Source organism: Pseudomonas sp. BF-R-19 (assembly GCF_019956445.1).
Classification (GTDB): Bacteria; Pseudomonadota; Gammaproteobacteria; order Pseudomonadales; family Pseudomonadaceae; genus Aquipseudomonas; species Aquipseudomonas fluorescens_BH.
Genome location: NZ_JAHBDN010000048.1, coordinates 185,532 through 200,305 on the forward strand (window position 1 = coordinate 185,532; position 14,774 = coordinate 200,305).

A 14,774-nucleotide genomic window follows, 5' to 3' on the forward strand; every position below is an offset into this window, starting at 1 on the left:
GACGGCTACCGGGTTGAAGGCCAGTCTATTTTGTTTTGATTGAACGTTCAATCAACAAAGAATAAGATCTGCGACAAATCGTCGCTGCCTACAGATTTTTCCTACATGTAGCGGCGGAAAAAACGACTTCCGAAACTGCTCGAAACCTACGCGCTGCGGCGCTCCAGGGGTTTCGGGCTTTTTTCGGGCTGTCTTTATATCACCCGCCGGTCGGCTGCCCACTAACCGATTGGCCGGGTAACCCGTTTGTCTTGCGTTCTTCTCTCGCACTGCCCGGAGCATCTGTGCCATGAGTTCTGCCTCGCTAATAAAGACCCCACCCGAGAAGGTGACGGTCAACGGTTGGGTGTTCTACACCTCTACCGCGTTGATTCTGTTGTTGACCGCCATTCTGATCATCGCCCCGCAAGAGGCCGGCAGAATGCTGGGTACGGCGCAAGCCTGGTTGTCCCGCAGCTTCGGCTGGTACTACATGGTGGTGATTGCCGCCTACCTGATTTTCGTCGTTGGCCTGGCGTTTTCGTCCTACGGCAAACTCAAGCTCGGCAGCAAGGACGACACCCCGGACTTCAGCTACGGCGCCTGGGCGGGGATGCTGTTCTCGTCGGGTATCGGCATTTCGCTGCTGTACTTCGGCGCGTCCGAGCCGTTGGACCACTACTTCAATCCACCGGAAGGCGTGGCCGGTAGCAACCTTGCCGCCCGTCAGGCGGTTCAGCTGACGTTCCTGCACTGGGGCCTGCACGGCTGGGCGATTTACGCGCTGGTTGGTCTGGCCGTTGCCTACTTTGCTTACCGTCATAACCAGCCGCTGGCGTTGCGTTCGGCGTTGTATCCGCTGGTGGGCGAGCGTTGGGTCAAGGGCGCGGCCGGGCATGCGGTAGACGGCTTCGGCATGTTCGTGACCCTGCTGGGGCTGGTGACCAACCTGGGGATCGGTTCGCTGCAAGTGTCATCGGGGCTGGAAAACCTGTTCGGCATGGAGCACAGCAACACCAACCTGCTGATCGTGATCATCGTGATGAGCACCGTGGCGACCATCGCCGCTGTGTCGGGCGTGGAAAACGGCATCCGTCGTTTGTCCAACCTGAACATCGTACTGTTCAGCGGCCTGCTGATTTTCGTCCTGTTGTTCGGCCCGACCCTGCACCTGCTCAACGGCTTCGTACAGAACGTCGGTGACTACCTGAATGGCGTGGTGCTGAAGACTTTCGATCTGTATGTGTACGAAGGCGACAGTGAGAAGTCTGACCGCTGGTTGGGCCTGTGGACCCTGTTCTACTGGGCCTGGTGGATTTCCTGGGCGCCATTCGTGGGCATGTTCATCGCGCGTATTTCCCGTGGTCGCAGCGTGCGCGAACTGGTAGCCGGCGTGCTGCTGATTCCGCTGGGTTTCACCCTGGCGTGGCTGTCGATCTTCGGTAACTCGGCTTTGGACCTGGTGATGAACCATGGGGCGGTGGAACTCGGGAAGACGGCGCTGGAACAGCCGTCCATGGCGATCTACCAGTTGCTTGAGCATTACCCGGCATCGAAGGTTGTGATCGGCGTGTCGATCTTTGTCGGTTTCGTGCTGTTTCTGACCCCGGCGGACTCCGGCGCGGTGATGATGGCCAACCTTTCGTGCAAGGGCGGCAACGTCGACGAAGACGCGCCGCACTGGCTGCGGATTTTCTGGTCGGCGGTGATCACCCTGGTGACCATCGGTCTGCTGTTCGCCGGCAACTTCGAAGCCATGCAAACCATGGTGGTGCTGGCCGGTCTGCCGTTCTCGGTGGTGCTGGTGTTCTTCATGTTCGGCTTGCACAAGGCCATGCGCCAGGACGTGCAGATCGAACAGGAGCAAGCGGAACTGGCGGCACGCGGTCGTCGTGGTTTCAGCGAGCGTTTGACTCAGCTTGACCTGCAACCGAGCCAGTCGGTGGTGCAGCGCTTCATGGACAAGCACGTGAGTCCGGCGCTGGAGGATGCGACGGCGCAAATGCGTGCTCAAGGCCTGCAAGTGCAGACACTGCTGGGCAAGTCCAAGCGTTGCATGGGCGTACGGGTGGAGATGGAAGAGGGCAACCCTTTCGTCTACGAAGTGAGCCTGGACGGCTACCTGGCCACGCCGACCGAGTCGGCGCAGGTCGATGAAGCGCGTCAGCGTTTCTATCGTGCCGAGGTGTACCTGCACAACGGCAGCCAGGACTACGACTTGATGGGCTTCACCCAGGATCAGATAACCCGTGACGTGCTCGATCAGTTTGAAAGCCATCGGCAGCTCCTTGGCCGGGTTTATAGCTAAGGTGTGAGTGACGCGGTGTTTCTGTCTGAAGCACCGCGTCGCATTCTTCGCGAGCAAGTCGAATCGTCGCACCGCCGCTCCCACATTTGGAATGCATTCCCCTGTGGGAGCGGGCTTGCTCGCGAAGGGGTCATCAGCATCAAAGCTGCATTACCCGATATCCCATAAACAAAAACGCCGCGATCTCTCGCGGCGTTTTTGCATCTGTTGCCTTACCCCAGGTTCTTGCCGAGCAGTGCGTGATACAGCTCGCTGTCGCCAAGGATCCCCACCACCTTGTTGTTATCGTGCAGCACCAGTTTGTTGCCGGTCTGATAACGAATCTGCAACGCATCGCGCATGCCGATGCTGGAGTCCACCAGAGTCGGCTTGCGTTCCAGGCCTTCGACGGCTTGCCCCGGCATCCAGTTCTGCAGGTCCATGTTCGAACCGTTCTTGCGTGCGCCTTTGATGGTGTTGCCTTCAGCCAGGTCCAGCCACGAATCGCCGCCCGGATCGAGGCATACCGAACCGTTGATGCGTTTGCAGTTGTCCAGGGTGCGCATCAGGCTGCGGCCGCACAGCACGTTCAGCGGGTTGGTGTGGGCCACGAAGGTCCGCACGTAGTCGTCCGCAGGGTTGAGGACGATTTCTTCCGGTTTGCTGTACTGGATGATCCGGCCGTCTTTCATGATCGCGATACGGCTGCCGAGTTTCAGCGCTTCATCAAGGTCGTGGCTCACGAAGACGATGGTCTTGTGCAACTTGCGTTGCAGTTCCAGCAGTTCGTCTTGCAGGCCCTGGCGGATCAGCGGGTCGAGGGCCGAGAACGGTTCGTCCATCAGCAGAATGTCGGCGTCCATCGCCAGGGCACGGGCCAGGCCCACGCGTTGTTGCATACCACCGGACAGCTCGTTGGGTTTCTTGTTGCGCCACTGGGTCAGGCCCACCAGCTCAAGCTTGTCGTCCACCAGTTTGCGCCGTTCTTTCTCGGGACGACCCTGCATCTCCAGGCCGAAGCTGATGTTTTCGCGAACGGTCAACCAGGGCATCAGGGCGAACTTCTGGAACACCATCGCGATGCGCTTGGTGCGCATCATTTTCAGTTCTGCCGGCGTGCACGAGGCAATGTCGATCTGCTTGCCTTCGTGCTCGACGAACAGCTTGCCGCGGCTGACGGTGTTGAGGCCGTTGATGCAGCGCAGCAGGCTGGACTTGCCGGAGCCGGACAAGCCCATCAGTACGCAGATTTCACCTTTTTCGATATCCAGGCTGGCCTTTTCGACCCCCACGATCTGCCCGGTCTTTTTCAGGATCTCGTTACGGGTCATGCCTTGATCCAGCAGCTTGAGCGCCTCGCGTGGATCCTTGGAGAAGATAACGTCAACGTTCTCGAAGCGAATAATGCTCATGCGTCACCCCCTACTTTGGCGTCGGGTTGTTTGCAGATACGGTCGAGCATGATCGCCAGCAGTACGATCGCCAGGCCTGCTTCGAAGCCCAAGGCGATATCAGCAGTGTTCAGTGCATTGACCACCGGTTTGCCCAGGCCATCGGCGCCCACCAGTGCCGCAATCACCACCATCGAAAGGGACAGCATGATGCACTGGGTGATACCGGCCGCGATGCTTGGCATGGCGTGGGGCAGTTCGATTCGCGAGAGCAGCTGACGTCGCGAGCAGCCAAAGGCCTTGCCGGCGTCCATCAATTCTTCCGGAACATCGCGGATACCCAGGTAAGTCAGGCGGATAGGCGCGGCAATCGCGAACACCACCGTGGAGATCAGGCCCGGGACCACACCCAGTCCGAAGAGGGTGAGGGTAGGAATGAGGTACACGAAGGTCGGTACGGTCTGCATCAGATCGAGTACCGGACGCATTACAGTATAGAACATCGGCTTGTGCGCGGCGACGATGCCCAATGGCACACCGATGAGCACGCAGACCAGGGTGGCGAACAGCACCTGGGCGAGGGTTTCCATGGTTTCCTGCCAGTACCCCAGATTGAGGATCAGCAGGAAGGAGGCAACGACAAATGCGGTCAGGCCCCATTTGCGTTGAATGAAGTGTGCCAGTAGTGCGATCAGGCCGATCAATGCCAGCGGGTTGAACCAGGTCAGCGCAAACGTCACGCCGTGGATCATCGTTTCCAGTGTCACGGCGATGGCGTCGAAGGTGTTGGCGCCGTGTTGCGTCAACCATTCAACGAAGCCTGCGATGTACTGGCCTAAGGGTATTTTCTGATCAATCAGCATGGTAGTGAACGTCCGCATGCAAGGAAATAAACAGCCCGGGCAGGCGAACCTGCCCGGCATAAACGATTACTGCAGTTTGGCTTTCACGGCCTCCAGGCCAGGTTTACCGTCAATGGTGGTCACGCCAGCGAGCCAGGTATCGAGCACCTGTGGATTCTTTTTCAGCCAGGCCTTGGCGGCCGCGTCAGGCTTCATCTTGTCGTCCAGGATGTTGCCCATCAGTTCGCTTTCCATGTCGACGGTGAACTCCAGGTTCTTCAGCAACTGGCCAACGTTGCTGCACTCCTGGGCGTAACCCTTGCGGGTGTTGGTCGCCACGGTGGCGGCACCGAAATCCGGGCCGAAGAAGTCATCACCACCGGTCAGGTATTGAATCTTGAAGCGCTTGTTCATCGGGTGCGGCGCCCAGCCGAGGAATACCACGGCGGTGTCGCGTTTCTGTGCACGGTCGACCTGCGACAGCATGCCGGCTTCGGAGGATTCGACGACTTTGAAACCGGCGCTCTTCAGGCCGAAGGCATCCTTGTCGATCATGCTCTGGATCAGGCGATTGCCGTCGTTGCCAGGCTCGATGCCGTAGATCTTGCCGTCGAGCTCTTTCTTGAATTTGGCGATGTCGGCGAAGTCATGCAGGCCCTTGTCGTACAGCGCCTGAGGGACGGCGAGGGTGTACTTGGCGCCCTTGAGGTTGGTGCGCACGGTTTCCACGGTGCCGGCATCGCGGTAGGCCTTGATGTCGTTTTCCATGGTCGGCATCCAGTTGCCCAGGAACACGTCCATGTTCTTGCCGTCGGCCAGGGACTTGTAGGTCACGGGCACGGAAATCATGGTGGTCTTGGTCTTGTAGCCGAGGGCGTTGAGCACGACGCTGGTAGTCGCGGTGGTCGCGGTGATGTCGGTCCAGCCGACATCGGAGAAGTTTACGGTGCTGCATTGGGCCGGTTCTGCGGCTTGCGCCAGAACCGGCAGACTAAGCATGGCGGCCAACAACAACGACGGGGAACCTTTCATGGATGGACTCCTTGGTGTTTTTTTTGGCAGTGTTCCGACTGGACCACCGCACTTATAGGTTGCGGTTGGATGGCGTTCTGGAGACAGCTCTACCGCGGCGCCTTGCAATCGAGTCGATATGATCATGTACCAGTGAAAATCTGACGCCTACAGGGTGCGTCGTATCCAGTACAGGGATGGTCGCATCCAGTGTCGGTGACGTCGTTTACAGATTTTTTCAGCCCGTTTTCTCCCTCTGAACCGCAAAAAAACGGCGAAAACACGGCGTAAAAGACACGCGGCGCTGGTGGGCATGAGTGCGTCGGTTAGAGACGTCGAACAACTGGATAAAAGCTTGATGATGCGGTCATCTCGGCGGATTGCAGCTTGAGCGTAGCAGCTCCGTCACCGTGCGCTTTTGCGTGCGCAGTGGGTCCATCCAGGAGTTCGGCAGTAATGGCTATCAGTGTTTTCGACCTGTTCAAAATCGGCATCGGCCCTTCCAGTTCACACACCGTGGGACCCATGCGGGCGGCGGCGTTGTTTGTGCAGGGCCTGCGCGAGCGCGGGCTGCTTGAGCAGGTGCGGCGTGTCGAAGTCCAGCTGTTCGGCTCGTTGTCGGCCACCGGCATCGGCCACGGCAGTGACAATGCCGTGATCATGGGCCTGATGGGCGAGTGGCCGGATGCGATCGATCCGTCGCAAATCGGCATTCGTATCGCCACCCTGCGCGAGACCGATACGCTGCTGCTCGACAGTCGCTTGCCGGTGCCCTTCATCTGGGCCCGGGACATGCGCCTGATCGACGAGAACCTGCCATTCCACCCCAACGCCATGACCCTGATTGTCGAGGGTGATGACGGCGAGTTGTATCGCGACACCTACTATTCGGTCGGCGGCGGTTTTGTCGTCGATGAGGCTCAGGCCTCCAGCGGTATCGTCGACCTCGACCGCACTGTGCTGCCTTATGACTTTTCCAGCGCTGCCGAGCTGCTGGAGCTATGTAAAAAGCACAATCTGCGCGTAGCTGAATTAATGATGGCTAACGAGAGGGTGTGGCGCAGCGAAGAGGAAATCCGCAGCGGCCTGATGAAGCTCTGGCGCGCCATGCAGGATTGCGTCGAACAGGGCCTCAAACACGAAGGCATCCTGCCCGGCGGGCTGAACGTACGCCGCCGCGCGGCCAAGCTGCATCGCAGCCTGCAGGAACTGAACAAACCCAACGTGATCGGCTCGACCTTGAGCGCCATGGAATGGGTCAACCTGTTCGCCCTGGCGGTCAACGAAGAAAACGCCGCCGGTGGGCGCATGGTCACGGCACCGACCAACGGCGCGGCGGGGATCATTCCGGCGGTACTGCACTACTTCATGAAATTCAGCGAGGCCGTGACCGACGCCAATGTCGTCGACTATTTCCTCAGCGCGGCGGCGGTGGGAATCCTGTGCAAGAAGAACGCCTCGATCTCCGGTGCCGAAGTCGGTTGCCAGGGCGAAGTCGGTTCGGCCTGCGCCATGGCGGCGGCCGGGCTGGCGGAAATTCTTGGCGCCACGCCAGAGCAATTGTGTAACGCGGCGGAGATCGGTCTGGAACACAATCTCGGTCTGACCTGCGACCCGGTGGGTGGGCTGGTCCAGGTGCCGTGCATCGAGCGCAACGCGATTGCCGCGGTGAAGGCGATCAACGCCGCGCAAATGGCATTGCGCGGTGATGGTCAGCACTTCATTTCGCTGGATCGGGTGATCCGCACCATGCGTGATACCGGTGCCGACATGCATGACAAATATAAGGAGACATCGCGGGGTGGGTTGGCGGTGAGTGCGGTGGAGTGCTGAGACCGAGTCGCCTTCATCGCGAGCAAGCTCGCTCCCACAGGTTTTGCGTCGGTCACAAAAATTGTGTTCACCTCAATCCCTGTGGGAGCGAGCTTGCTCGCGATAGCGCCAGACCAGTCAAAACTGCGCGCTAAGTGAACACCCGCTCGAAAACGCGCCACCTTTTAGCGCGTCGCTCACAGATAAATCGCCTTGCCGCTGATCGGGGGCCAGCCGGCCTTCGACCGCCTGTCACCCGTGCTTGCGGTGACACTCCTTTCCATCGCGGCGCAACGCCGTTCCCACAAGTGCTACCGAATTGCTCACGGCTTGTGGGCCGAGGCGCTTGCCAGTCCTGATGGCCATTTAAATCCCCCTGCCTTGCAAGACATATATAGACACATTCCGACGTCGTTTTTAGGAGTTATTGAACGCGCATTCAAATTTAGGCATGGCAATTGCTCTGTCATTACAAAGCCCGTCTCCCACGCGAGAACGATGGCAATAAAAAGAGCCTCCGCCTGAGGCCATCACCCGCTTTGTGTGAGGAGATACCGCGATGACGACGTTCAACTCCGGGGCCCAACCCCAGAACCGTGCGCCTCAATCCATCGGCTTTCTGCTGCTGGACAATTTCACGCTGATTTCTCTGGCCTCCGCAGTGGAACCCCTGCGCATGGCCAACCAGTTGTCCGGTCGCGAGCTGTATCGCTGGACCACCCTCACCGTCGATGGCGGCCAGGTCTGGGCCAGTGACGGCCTGCAGATCACCCCCGACGCCTCCATGCACAAAGCCCCGCCAATGGACACCGTCATCGTGTGCGGCGGTATCGGCATCCAGCGCACTGTTACCCGTGAACACGTGTCATGGCTGCAAAGCCAGGCCCGCCAGTCCCGCCGCCTCGGTGCGGTGTGCACCGGCAGCTGGGCCCTGGCCTGCGCCGGCCTGCTCGATGGTTTTGATTGCAGTGTGCACTGGGAATGTCTGGCAGCGATGCAGGAAGCTTTCCCGCGTGTAGCGATGAGCACCCGCTTGTTCACCCTCGACCGTAACCGTTTCACCAGCTCCGGCGGCACCGCGCCGCTGGACATGATGCTGCACTTGATCAGCCGCGATCACGGTCGTGAGCTGTCGGCAGCCATTTCGGAAATGTTCGTCTACGAGCGCATCCGCAACGAGCAGGATCACCAGCGTGTGCCGCTCAAGCACATGCTCGGCACCAACCAGCCGAAGTTGCAGGAAATCGTCGCGTTGATGGAGGCCAACCTCGAAGAACCGATCGACCTGGACGAACTGGCGGTGTATGTCGCGGTGTCCCGTCGTCAGCTCGAGCGGTTGTTCCAGAAATACCTGCACTGTTCGCCGTCGCGTTATTACCTCAAGCTGCGCCTGATCCGCGCGCGCCAGCTGCTCAAGCAAACGCCGATGTCGATCATCGAAGTGGCGTCGGTCTGTGGCTTCGTGTCCACGCCGCACTTCTCCAAGTGCTACCGCGAATACTTCGGCATTCCGCCGCGTGACGAGCGCGTAGGGTCCAACACCACCCAGCAAGTGGCGATGATGCCTTTGCCACAAGCGCTGGTGCTGTCGCCGTTGTCCGGGCCGTTGTCGGCGCTGAGCCAGGCGCGTAATGAGTCGACGTTTGCCAGTGTAAGGCTCTAGACCGAGGCGCCTTCATCGCGAGCAAGCTCGCTCCCACATTTGATTTGTGTTGTTCACAGAACCAATGTGGGAGCGAGCCTGCTCGCGAAGGCGTTTTATCGGGCGGTGTGGTTTTGCTGGTACTCCGACAACGCTGGCAGCAATTGTTTGTCGATGGCCTGGCGCACTGCCGGCAGGATCGTCGCACTGCTTGTGTACATCTCCTTGACCATCTTGCGAAGTTCGTACGCTCGAGCATCGTCCAAGCCCCTTACCACGCACTCGCAAGCCTGCTCGGCAGTGGCTCCATTGGGCACGTTGAATCCCAACGACTTGAGCTGGCCCAACAGGTCTTCCTGGTCTATCAAATCGGCGTGCATCATGACGCAATCCTTCTTCAGGGAACGGTGTCGTGGTTCGATTCTGGTAGGGGTGCCGGGTGTCGGCAAGGACGAATTGTCGCAATGGCTCAATTGGTTATGAACATGTCGTTTTCGGCTAACCTGGTTCGCGGGGGAGTGGGCACACTGGACTCAGCTCGCTTCACGAAGGTTTGGTCACCCTCGCACGGCAGCTCCTCAACAGTACCCTCTGCCTCGATCCTGTCACGGCTTGATCGGGGCTTTTTTTTGTTTGTGAGTCCGGGAGATATGCGGTGTCTGGACTGGCGCCATCGCGGGCAAGCCACGCTCCCACAGGATCGGGGGCACCACAGATTTGTCGAACGACGCCAAACCTGTGGGAGCGGGCTTGCTCGCGAAGAACGATGACGCGGTCTAGCGCTGCAACACCAGAATCCGCGACAACAACTCATCCCGGTCGACATAGCAGCCCTGGAAATGCCGCGCCCCGGTGGCGGGGTCGAAGGCGTTGCGGGCATGCAGGGTGCGGCGGTTGTCGAAGCACCACAGCTCCCCGGGATTGAGCCGCTGCATCAACCTGAATCGAGGCTCGCGGGTCATCGCGATAAAGCGCCGGTAGGCCTGATACAGCTTGGGCATCTGCTCCACCGAGGTATCGAACGGTCCGCGCAGAAAGTTCGCCATGCGGATTTCCGACACCTGCCCCAAGGCATCCAGGGCGATGATCGGAGCCAGGCAGCGGTAGTCGCTGTGACGGTCCTTGTTGCGAAACTCCACGGGGATTTCGCAGAGGCTTTTGAAGGATTCGAGGTCTTCCCGGCGCAAGGTGTCGGCAATGGCAAAACCGTCGACGAAAATGCTCTCGCCACCCTCGGCGTCATTGACCAGGCAATGCAAAAATTGCAGCCCCGGTTGCAACTCCCGGGTCGGCAAATCGCTGTGCAGCGGCAGGTTGAAGGCGGTGTAGGCGTTGCTGTCGGCGTCGGCCTTGGATTGCACGTTGAACAGCACGCCGAAATTGCTCTCGCGGATGAAGGAAATGCGTTGGGCGATCAGCTTCAGAGAACCAGGTTCGGTGGGCACGCCACGGACCTGGGTCAGTCCGACATCCCGCACCGCCAACAACCATTGCAACAAGGCGTCGGAGTCGTTCATCAGCGCTTGATACTCGAACACCGGCAACTGCAAATCGCTGTGCCAGAGCCTGGCTTTCGGCTTGCGTGCCTGACGCTCGGCGCGGGACTCGTCGTCATAGGCGTGGGCGCGCAGCCAGCCGGGGTCAAAGCGGCTGCTGTGACCGTCCTGCCAGTCAACCGACAGGCAACCTTCGGTGTCGATGTGCACTTGTTCAGGCGTCAGGTCTTGAGCCACATCGACGATTTCCAGCACTTGCTCGCGGGTCACGGTGTAGACGCACTGCGGGCACGGGCAGTTATCCCGCAGCCATTGATGGTGGAAAGGGCTGACGCGATTGTCGGCCCACTTCACCAGAACACGGTCCGCCAAGGTCTGCACGCCAGTCAACGCGCTGATCAACGGATAGGTACGAAAGTCGGCAAATGCAGCGGCGGTGTTCATGGCGATCTCCTTGTTATTTTTTTGGGGGTAATGCGATCACTCGGCCAATGTACTCGGGCGCTGGCAGGTCCGCCTGTTCGGCGATGATGGCTTGCAGGCGGCTCAAGGACTGTTCGCTGAACGGCGTCGAACGCGGCCCGGCGAGATCCACGTGCAGCAGCATCTGTTCGTTGCCAGCAAGTTCCTGGGCATCACCGACCAGGTGCAGGCTGTGATAGAGGTGCACGCGCTTGCTGTCGTGGGCGATGATTTGGGTGTGCACTTCGACTTGGGCGTCGAGCTTCACTTCGTGCAGGTAGTTCAGGTGCAGTTCGAGGGTGAACAGCGAGTTGCCGCTGGCCTCGCGGCTGTTGCTGTCCAGGCCCAGGCGATCCATCAGGGCATCGGTGGCGTAGCTGAAAATCAACAGGTAGAAGGCGTCGCGCAGGTGGCCGTTGTAGTCGACCCAGTCGGGGATGATGGTGGTTTGGTAGGTGGTGAGGGTGGGCATGATGACTGATCCAAGAAATTAGGTGACTGGACTGCCGCTTTCGCGAGCAAGCCCGCTCCCACAGGGGGAATGCATTCCAATGTGGGAGCGGGCTTGCTCGCGAAGAGGCCAGTGTTGCTGGCCCCAAGGCCTGGGAGTTACTCGCTGAAAGCCATCCCATGCTTCTCTTTGGTGGTCTTCACCGCCTCCAGCACCGCCAGCAGGCAGTCATCACGATAGCGCTCCAGCGCCGAAATGCTGTGTTTGCCCAGTTGATCGCTGGTGCCATCGACCACGTCGTCGATCAGTTTATCGGTCAGCTCCGGCGCCGGCAGGTAGGTCCACGGCAATTGCAACGCCGGGCCGAACTGGGCCATGAAGTGGCGCATGCCGGCATCGCCTCCGGCCAGGGTGTAGGTCAGGAACGTGCCCATGAACGACCAGCGCAAGCCTGCGCCGAAGCGGATTGCATCGTCGATTTCGCCGGTGGTAGCCACACCGTCGTTGACCAGGTGCAGCGCCTCACGCCAAAGCGCTTCGAGCAGACGGTCGGCGATGAAACCCGGTACTTCCTTGCGCACGTGCAGCGGGCGCATACCCAGGGATTCATAGACCTTCATCGCCGCTTGCACCGCTTCAGGGGCAGTGTTTTTGCCGCCGACCACTTCCACCAACGGCAGCAGGTAAACCGGGTTGAACGGGTGACCGACCACGCAACGTTCCGGGTGCGTGGCACTCTCGTAGAACTCGCTCGGCAGCAGGCCAGAGGTGCTGGAACCGATCAATGCATTGGGCTTGGCCGCCGCGCTGATTTTACTGTGCAGGTCCAGTTTCAGCTCCAACCGTTCCGGGGCGCTCTCCTGGATGAAATCGGCATCGCGCACGCACTCTTCGATGGTCGCGACAAAGCGTAGGCGATCCTGCGATGCACCGGGCGCCAGGCCTTGTTTCTCCAACGCGCCCCAGGCATTGGCGACGCGTTTGCGCAAGGCGGCTTCGGCGCCGGGGGCCGGGTCCCAGGCCACTACATCCAGGCCATGGGCGAGGGCGCGGGACACCCAACCGCTGCCGATGACACCGCTGCCCAGCGCTGCGAAGGTTTTGATTTCGGTGATAAAGCTCATGGCAATTTCCTGAAGAGTTCGGTGATCCCTTGTGGGAGCGGGCTTGCTCGCGAAAGCGGTGGTTCTACCGCTGAAGATGTGCCGGATGTACCGGCCTCTTCGCGAGCAAGCCCGCTCCCACAGGGGTATGCGTAGGTTTGATTAGCTGCGCTTGGTCAGGCCCATTTTTGCCCGGCCTTCAGCCGGGGTCAGGACGCGGGCACCGAGGCGGCTGAGGATTTCGCCGGCGCGCTCGACCAGCTGGCCGTTGGTCGCCAGCACGCCCTTGTCCAGCCACAGGTTGTCTTCCAGCCCGACCCGTACGTTGCCGCCGAGCAACACCGCTTGCGCCGCCATCGGCATCTGCATGCGACCGATACCGAAGCCAGCCCAGACCGCGTCGGCCGGCAGGTTGTCGACCATGGCTTTCATGGTGGTGGTGTCCGCCGGCGCGCCCCAAGGGATGCCCAGGCACAGCTGGAATAGCGGATTATCGAGCAGGCCTTCCTTGATCATCTGCTTGGCGAACCACAGGTGACCGGTGTCGAAGATTTCCAGCTCGGCTTTCACGCCCAGCTCCTGGATGCGTTTGGCGCCAGCACGCAGCTGGGCCGGGGTGGAGACGTAAATGGTGTCGCCGTCGCCGAAGTTCAGGGTGCCGCAGTCGAGGGTGCAGATTTCCGGCAGCAGTTCTTCGACGTGGGCCAGGCGGGTCAACGGGCCGACCAGGTCGGTATTCGGGCCGAACTCCATCGGGTTCTCGCCGGCACCGATCTCCAGGTCGCCGCCCATGCCGGCGGTGAGGTTGACGATGATGTCCACGTCCGCCTCGCGGATGCGCTCCATCACTTCGCGGTACAGCGCCACGTCACGGCTGAACTTGCCGGTTTGCGGGTCGCGCACATGGCAATGAACCACGGTGGCACCGGCCTTGGCGGCTTCCACGGCGGCAGCGGCGATTTGTTTCGGGGTGACCGGCACGTGTGGGCTCTTGCTGGTCGTGTCGCCAGCACCGGTGAGTGCGCAGGTGATGATGACGTCGTGGTTCATGAGGCGGTTCCTTACAGGCGAGTTTTTGGTTTTGACCAGGCGTAGTGATCCCGTTCGCAGCCCGTCGGGGCTGCGACTCGGTGGTTCGTTCGGGTTTATTTACTGGTCAGTTTCAGGTTTTCAGCGGCCGGTTTGCCATCGAAGGTGGTGACCCCTTCAAGCCAGCGTTTTTTGTCCTGCGGGTGATCCTTGATCCATTGCTTGGCCGACTCGAAAGCGTCCTTGTGATCCAGCAGCGGCTGCATCATCCGGCTCTCGTCTTCGGCGGTGAAGGTCAGGTTGGTCAGCAGGCGGCCGATGTTCGGGCATTGTTCGGCGTATGTCGGCGATGTGACGGTCCATACCGTGGCCTTGCCTTCATCCGGGCCAAGGGCGTTTTCACTACCGGTGAGGTAGGTCATTTTCACGTTGACGTTCATCGGGTGCGGCGCCCAGCCGAAGAACACCACGGCTTCGTTGCGACGTACGGCGCGATCCACGGCGGCGAGCATGCCGGCTTCGCTGGATTCGACCAGCTGGAACTTGCCGAGGCCGAACTGGTTCTTGGAGATCATCGCCTTGATCTGGGTGTTGGCGCCCGAGCCAGGCTCGATGCCGTAGATCTTGCCACCCAGTTCTTTTTCGAATTTGGCGATGTCAGCGAAGGTTTTCAGGCCCTTGTCGGCGAGGTAGGTCGGCACGGCGAGGGTCGCGCGGGCGTCCTGCAGGCTTGGCGCATCAAGCACCTTGACCTGTTTGGCATCGACGAACGGAGTGATGGTCTGGGTCATCAGCGGGTTCCAGTAGCCGAGGAACAGGTCCAGACGCTGGTCGCGGATCCCGGCGAAGATGATTTGCTGGGAGGCGCTGGTTTGTTTGGTGTTGTAGCCGAGGCCATCGAGCAATACCTGGGTCATGGCACTGGTGGCGATCACGTCGGTCCAGTTCACTACACCCATGCGCACGTTCTGGCACGCGGCGGGTTCGGCGGCCATGACACTGGCGCTCAGCAAAGCGGTACCACTGAGTGCAAGAACACAGCTGCTGATCAGTCGTTTCATTCTCAGGTTCCTCGGCAGGTCGTTTATTGTGAGTTCCGGTGTCTGATGCGCCGGTGATGCCAAGTTACGCAGCAAAGCACCGATGAAAGCGCACTGCGGCGACCAGCTCTTGCACTGCAGCGACCTGTGCTCTTGAATGCCGCTCGCAACTGGCGTATCAACATCCCTACGCTGCCCGCCCTCTCGTTACCTTGCCTCTTGTTACCTG

Annotated in this window: 12 protein-coding genes; 3 read left to right on the plus strand and 9 right to left on the minus strand. The window is 60.2% G+C overall.

The features are described from left to right. Nucleotides 1–346 precede the first annotated feature (346 nt). Entirely contained in the window at nucleotides 347–2,287 is a 1,941-nt protein-coding gene (locus tag KGB28_RS12570; protein WP_223445723.1) for a BCCT family transporter, read from the plus strand. A 212-nt stretch (nucleotides 2,288–2,499) separates the two neighbouring features. Here the strand turns inward: KGB28_RS12570 and choV are convergent, their stop codons facing one another. From choV to KGB28_RS12585, 3 genes are all read right to left on the minus strand, one after another. After that, complete coding sequence (gene choV, locus KGB28_RS12575; RefSeq protein ID WP_223445476.1) at nucleotides 2,500–3,678, minus strand: choline ABC transporter ATP-binding protein; 1,179 nt, start codon at nucleotides 3,676–3,678, stop codon at nucleotides 2,500–2,502. Further along, nucleotides 3,675–4,520, minus strand: a complete 846-nt coding sequence (gene choW / locus KGB28_RS12580; protein WP_102700684.1) for a choline ABC transporter permease subunit — start codon at nucleotides 4,518–4,520, stop codon at nucleotides 3,675–3,677. The genes choV and choW overlap by 4 nt, the downstream gene beginning before the upstream one ends. Before the next feature lie 66 nt (nucleotides 4,521–4,586). Continuing rightward, nucleotides 4,587–5,531: a choline ABC transporter substrate-binding protein gene (locus tag KGB28_RS12585; RefSeq protein ID WP_223445478.1), complete on the minus strand. Its 945-nt coding sequence runs from the start codon at nucleotides 5,529–5,531 to the stop codon at nucleotides 4,587–4,589. Nucleotides 5,532–5,966: 435 nt separating this feature from the next. Here KGB28_RS12585 and KGB28_RS12590 point away from each other — a divergent pair, with 435 nt between their 5' ends. Both KGB28_RS12590 and KGB28_RS12595 read left to right on the plus strand, forming a co-directional pair. Then, on the plus strand, nucleotides 5,967–7,343 hold the full coding sequence (locus KGB28_RS12590; protein WP_223445480.1) for an L-serine ammonia-lyase: 1,377 nt from the start codon (nucleotides 5,967–5,969) through the stop codon (nucleotides 7,341–7,343). Between the two features lie 538 nt (nucleotides 7,344–7,881). Next, a complete protein-coding gene (locus KGB28_RS12595) occupies nucleotides 7,882–8,985 on the plus strand; it encodes a GlxA family transcriptional regulator (protein ID WP_007975492.1) in 1,104 nt (367 codons plus the stop codon). Nucleotides 8,986–9,080: 95 nt separating this feature from the next. Here the strand turns inward: KGB28_RS12595 and KGB28_RS12600 are convergent, their stop codons facing one another. From KGB28_RS12600 to KGB28_RS12625, 6 genes are all read right to left on the minus strand, one after another. After that, complete coding sequence (locus KGB28_RS12600; RefSeq protein WP_223445482.1) at nucleotides 9,081–9,347, minus strand: hypothetical protein; 267 nt, start codon at nucleotides 9,345–9,347, stop codon at nucleotides 9,081–9,083. 393 nt (nucleotides 9,348–9,740) lie between these two features. Further along, nucleotides 9,741–10,904: a gamma-butyrobetaine dioxygenase gene (locus KGB28_RS12605; RefSeq protein WP_223445483.1), complete on the minus strand. Its 1,164-nt coding sequence runs from the start codon at nucleotides 10,902–10,904 to the stop codon at nucleotides 9,741–9,743. A gap of 13 nt (nucleotides 10,905–10,917) precedes the next feature. Beyond that, nucleotides 10,918–11,394 carry a thioesterase family protein gene (locus tag KGB28_RS12610; RefSeq protein WP_223445485.1) on the minus strand — a complete coding sequence of 159 codons (477 nt, stop codon included), beginning with the start codon at nucleotides 11,392–11,394 and terminating at the stop codon, nucleotides 10,918–10,920. 137 nt (nucleotides 11,395–11,531) lie between these two features. Then, nucleotides 11,532–12,497: an L-carnitine dehydrogenase gene (locus KGB28_RS12615; RefSeq protein ID WP_095964145.1), complete on the minus strand. Its 966-nt coding sequence runs from the start codon at nucleotides 12,495–12,497 to the stop codon at nucleotides 11,532–11,534. Nucleotides 12,498–12,638: 141 nt separating this feature from the next. Continuing rightward, nucleotides 12,639–13,526 carry a 3-keto-5-aminohexanoate cleavage protein gene (locus KGB28_RS12620; protein ID WP_223445487.1) on the minus strand — a complete coding sequence of 296 codons (888 nt, stop codon included), beginning with the start codon at nucleotides 13,524–13,526 and terminating at the stop codon, nucleotides 12,639–12,641. 95 nt (nucleotides 13,527–13,621) lie between these two features. Continuing rightward, on the minus strand, nucleotides 13,622–14,566 hold the full coding sequence (locus tag KGB28_RS12625) for a choline ABC transporter substrate-binding protein (RefSeq protein WP_223445489.1): 945 nt from the start codon (nucleotides 14,564–14,566) through the stop codon (nucleotides 13,622–13,624). Nucleotides 14,567–14,774 lie beyond the last annotated feature (208 nt).

Bases quoted from the DNA above. Each gene is read 5' to 3' on its own strand.
- choV (WP_223445476.1), bottom strand. From the start codon at position 3,678: ATGAGCATTATTCGCTTCGAGAACGTTGACGTTATCTTCTCCAAGGAT.
- choW (WP_102700684.1), bottom strand. From the start codon at position 4,520: ATGCTGATTGATCAGAAAATACCCTTAGGCCAGTACATCGCAGGCTTC.
- KGB28_RS12585 (WP_223445478.1), bottom strand. From the start codon at position 5,531: ATGAAAGGTTCCCCGTCGTTGTTGTTGGCCGCCATGCTTAGTCTGCCG.
- KGB28_RS12590 (WP_223445480.1), top strand. From the start codon at position 5,967: ATGGCTATCAGTGTTTTCGACCTGTTCAAAATCGGCATCGGCCCTTCC.
- KGB28_RS12595 (WP_007975492.1), top strand. From the start codon at position 7,882: ATGACGACGTTCAACTCCGGGGCCCAACCCCAGAACCGTGCGCCTCAA.
- KGB28_RS12600 (WP_223445482.1), bottom strand. From the start codon at position 9,347: ATGATGCACGCCGATTTGATAGACCAGGAAGACCTGTTGGGCCAGCTC.
- KGB28_RS12605 (WP_223445483.1), bottom strand. From the start codon at position 10,904: ATGAACACCGCCGCTGCATTTGCCGACTTTCGTACCTATCCGTTGATC.
- KGB28_RS12610 (WP_223445485.1), bottom strand. From the start codon at position 11,394: ATGCCCACCCTCACCACCTACCAAACCACCATCATCCCCGACTGGGTC.
- KGB28_RS12615 (WP_095964145.1), bottom strand. From the start codon at position 12,497: ATGAGCTTTATCACCGAAATCAAAACCTTCGCAGCGCTGGGCAGCGGT.
- KGB28_RS12620 (WP_223445487.1), bottom strand. From the start codon at position 13,526: ATGAACCACGACGTCATCATCACCTGCGCACTCACCGGTGCTGGCGAC.
- KGB28_RS12625 (WP_223445489.1), bottom strand. From the start codon at position 14,566: ATGAAACGACTGATCAGCAGCTGTGTTCTTGCACTCAGTGGTACCGCT.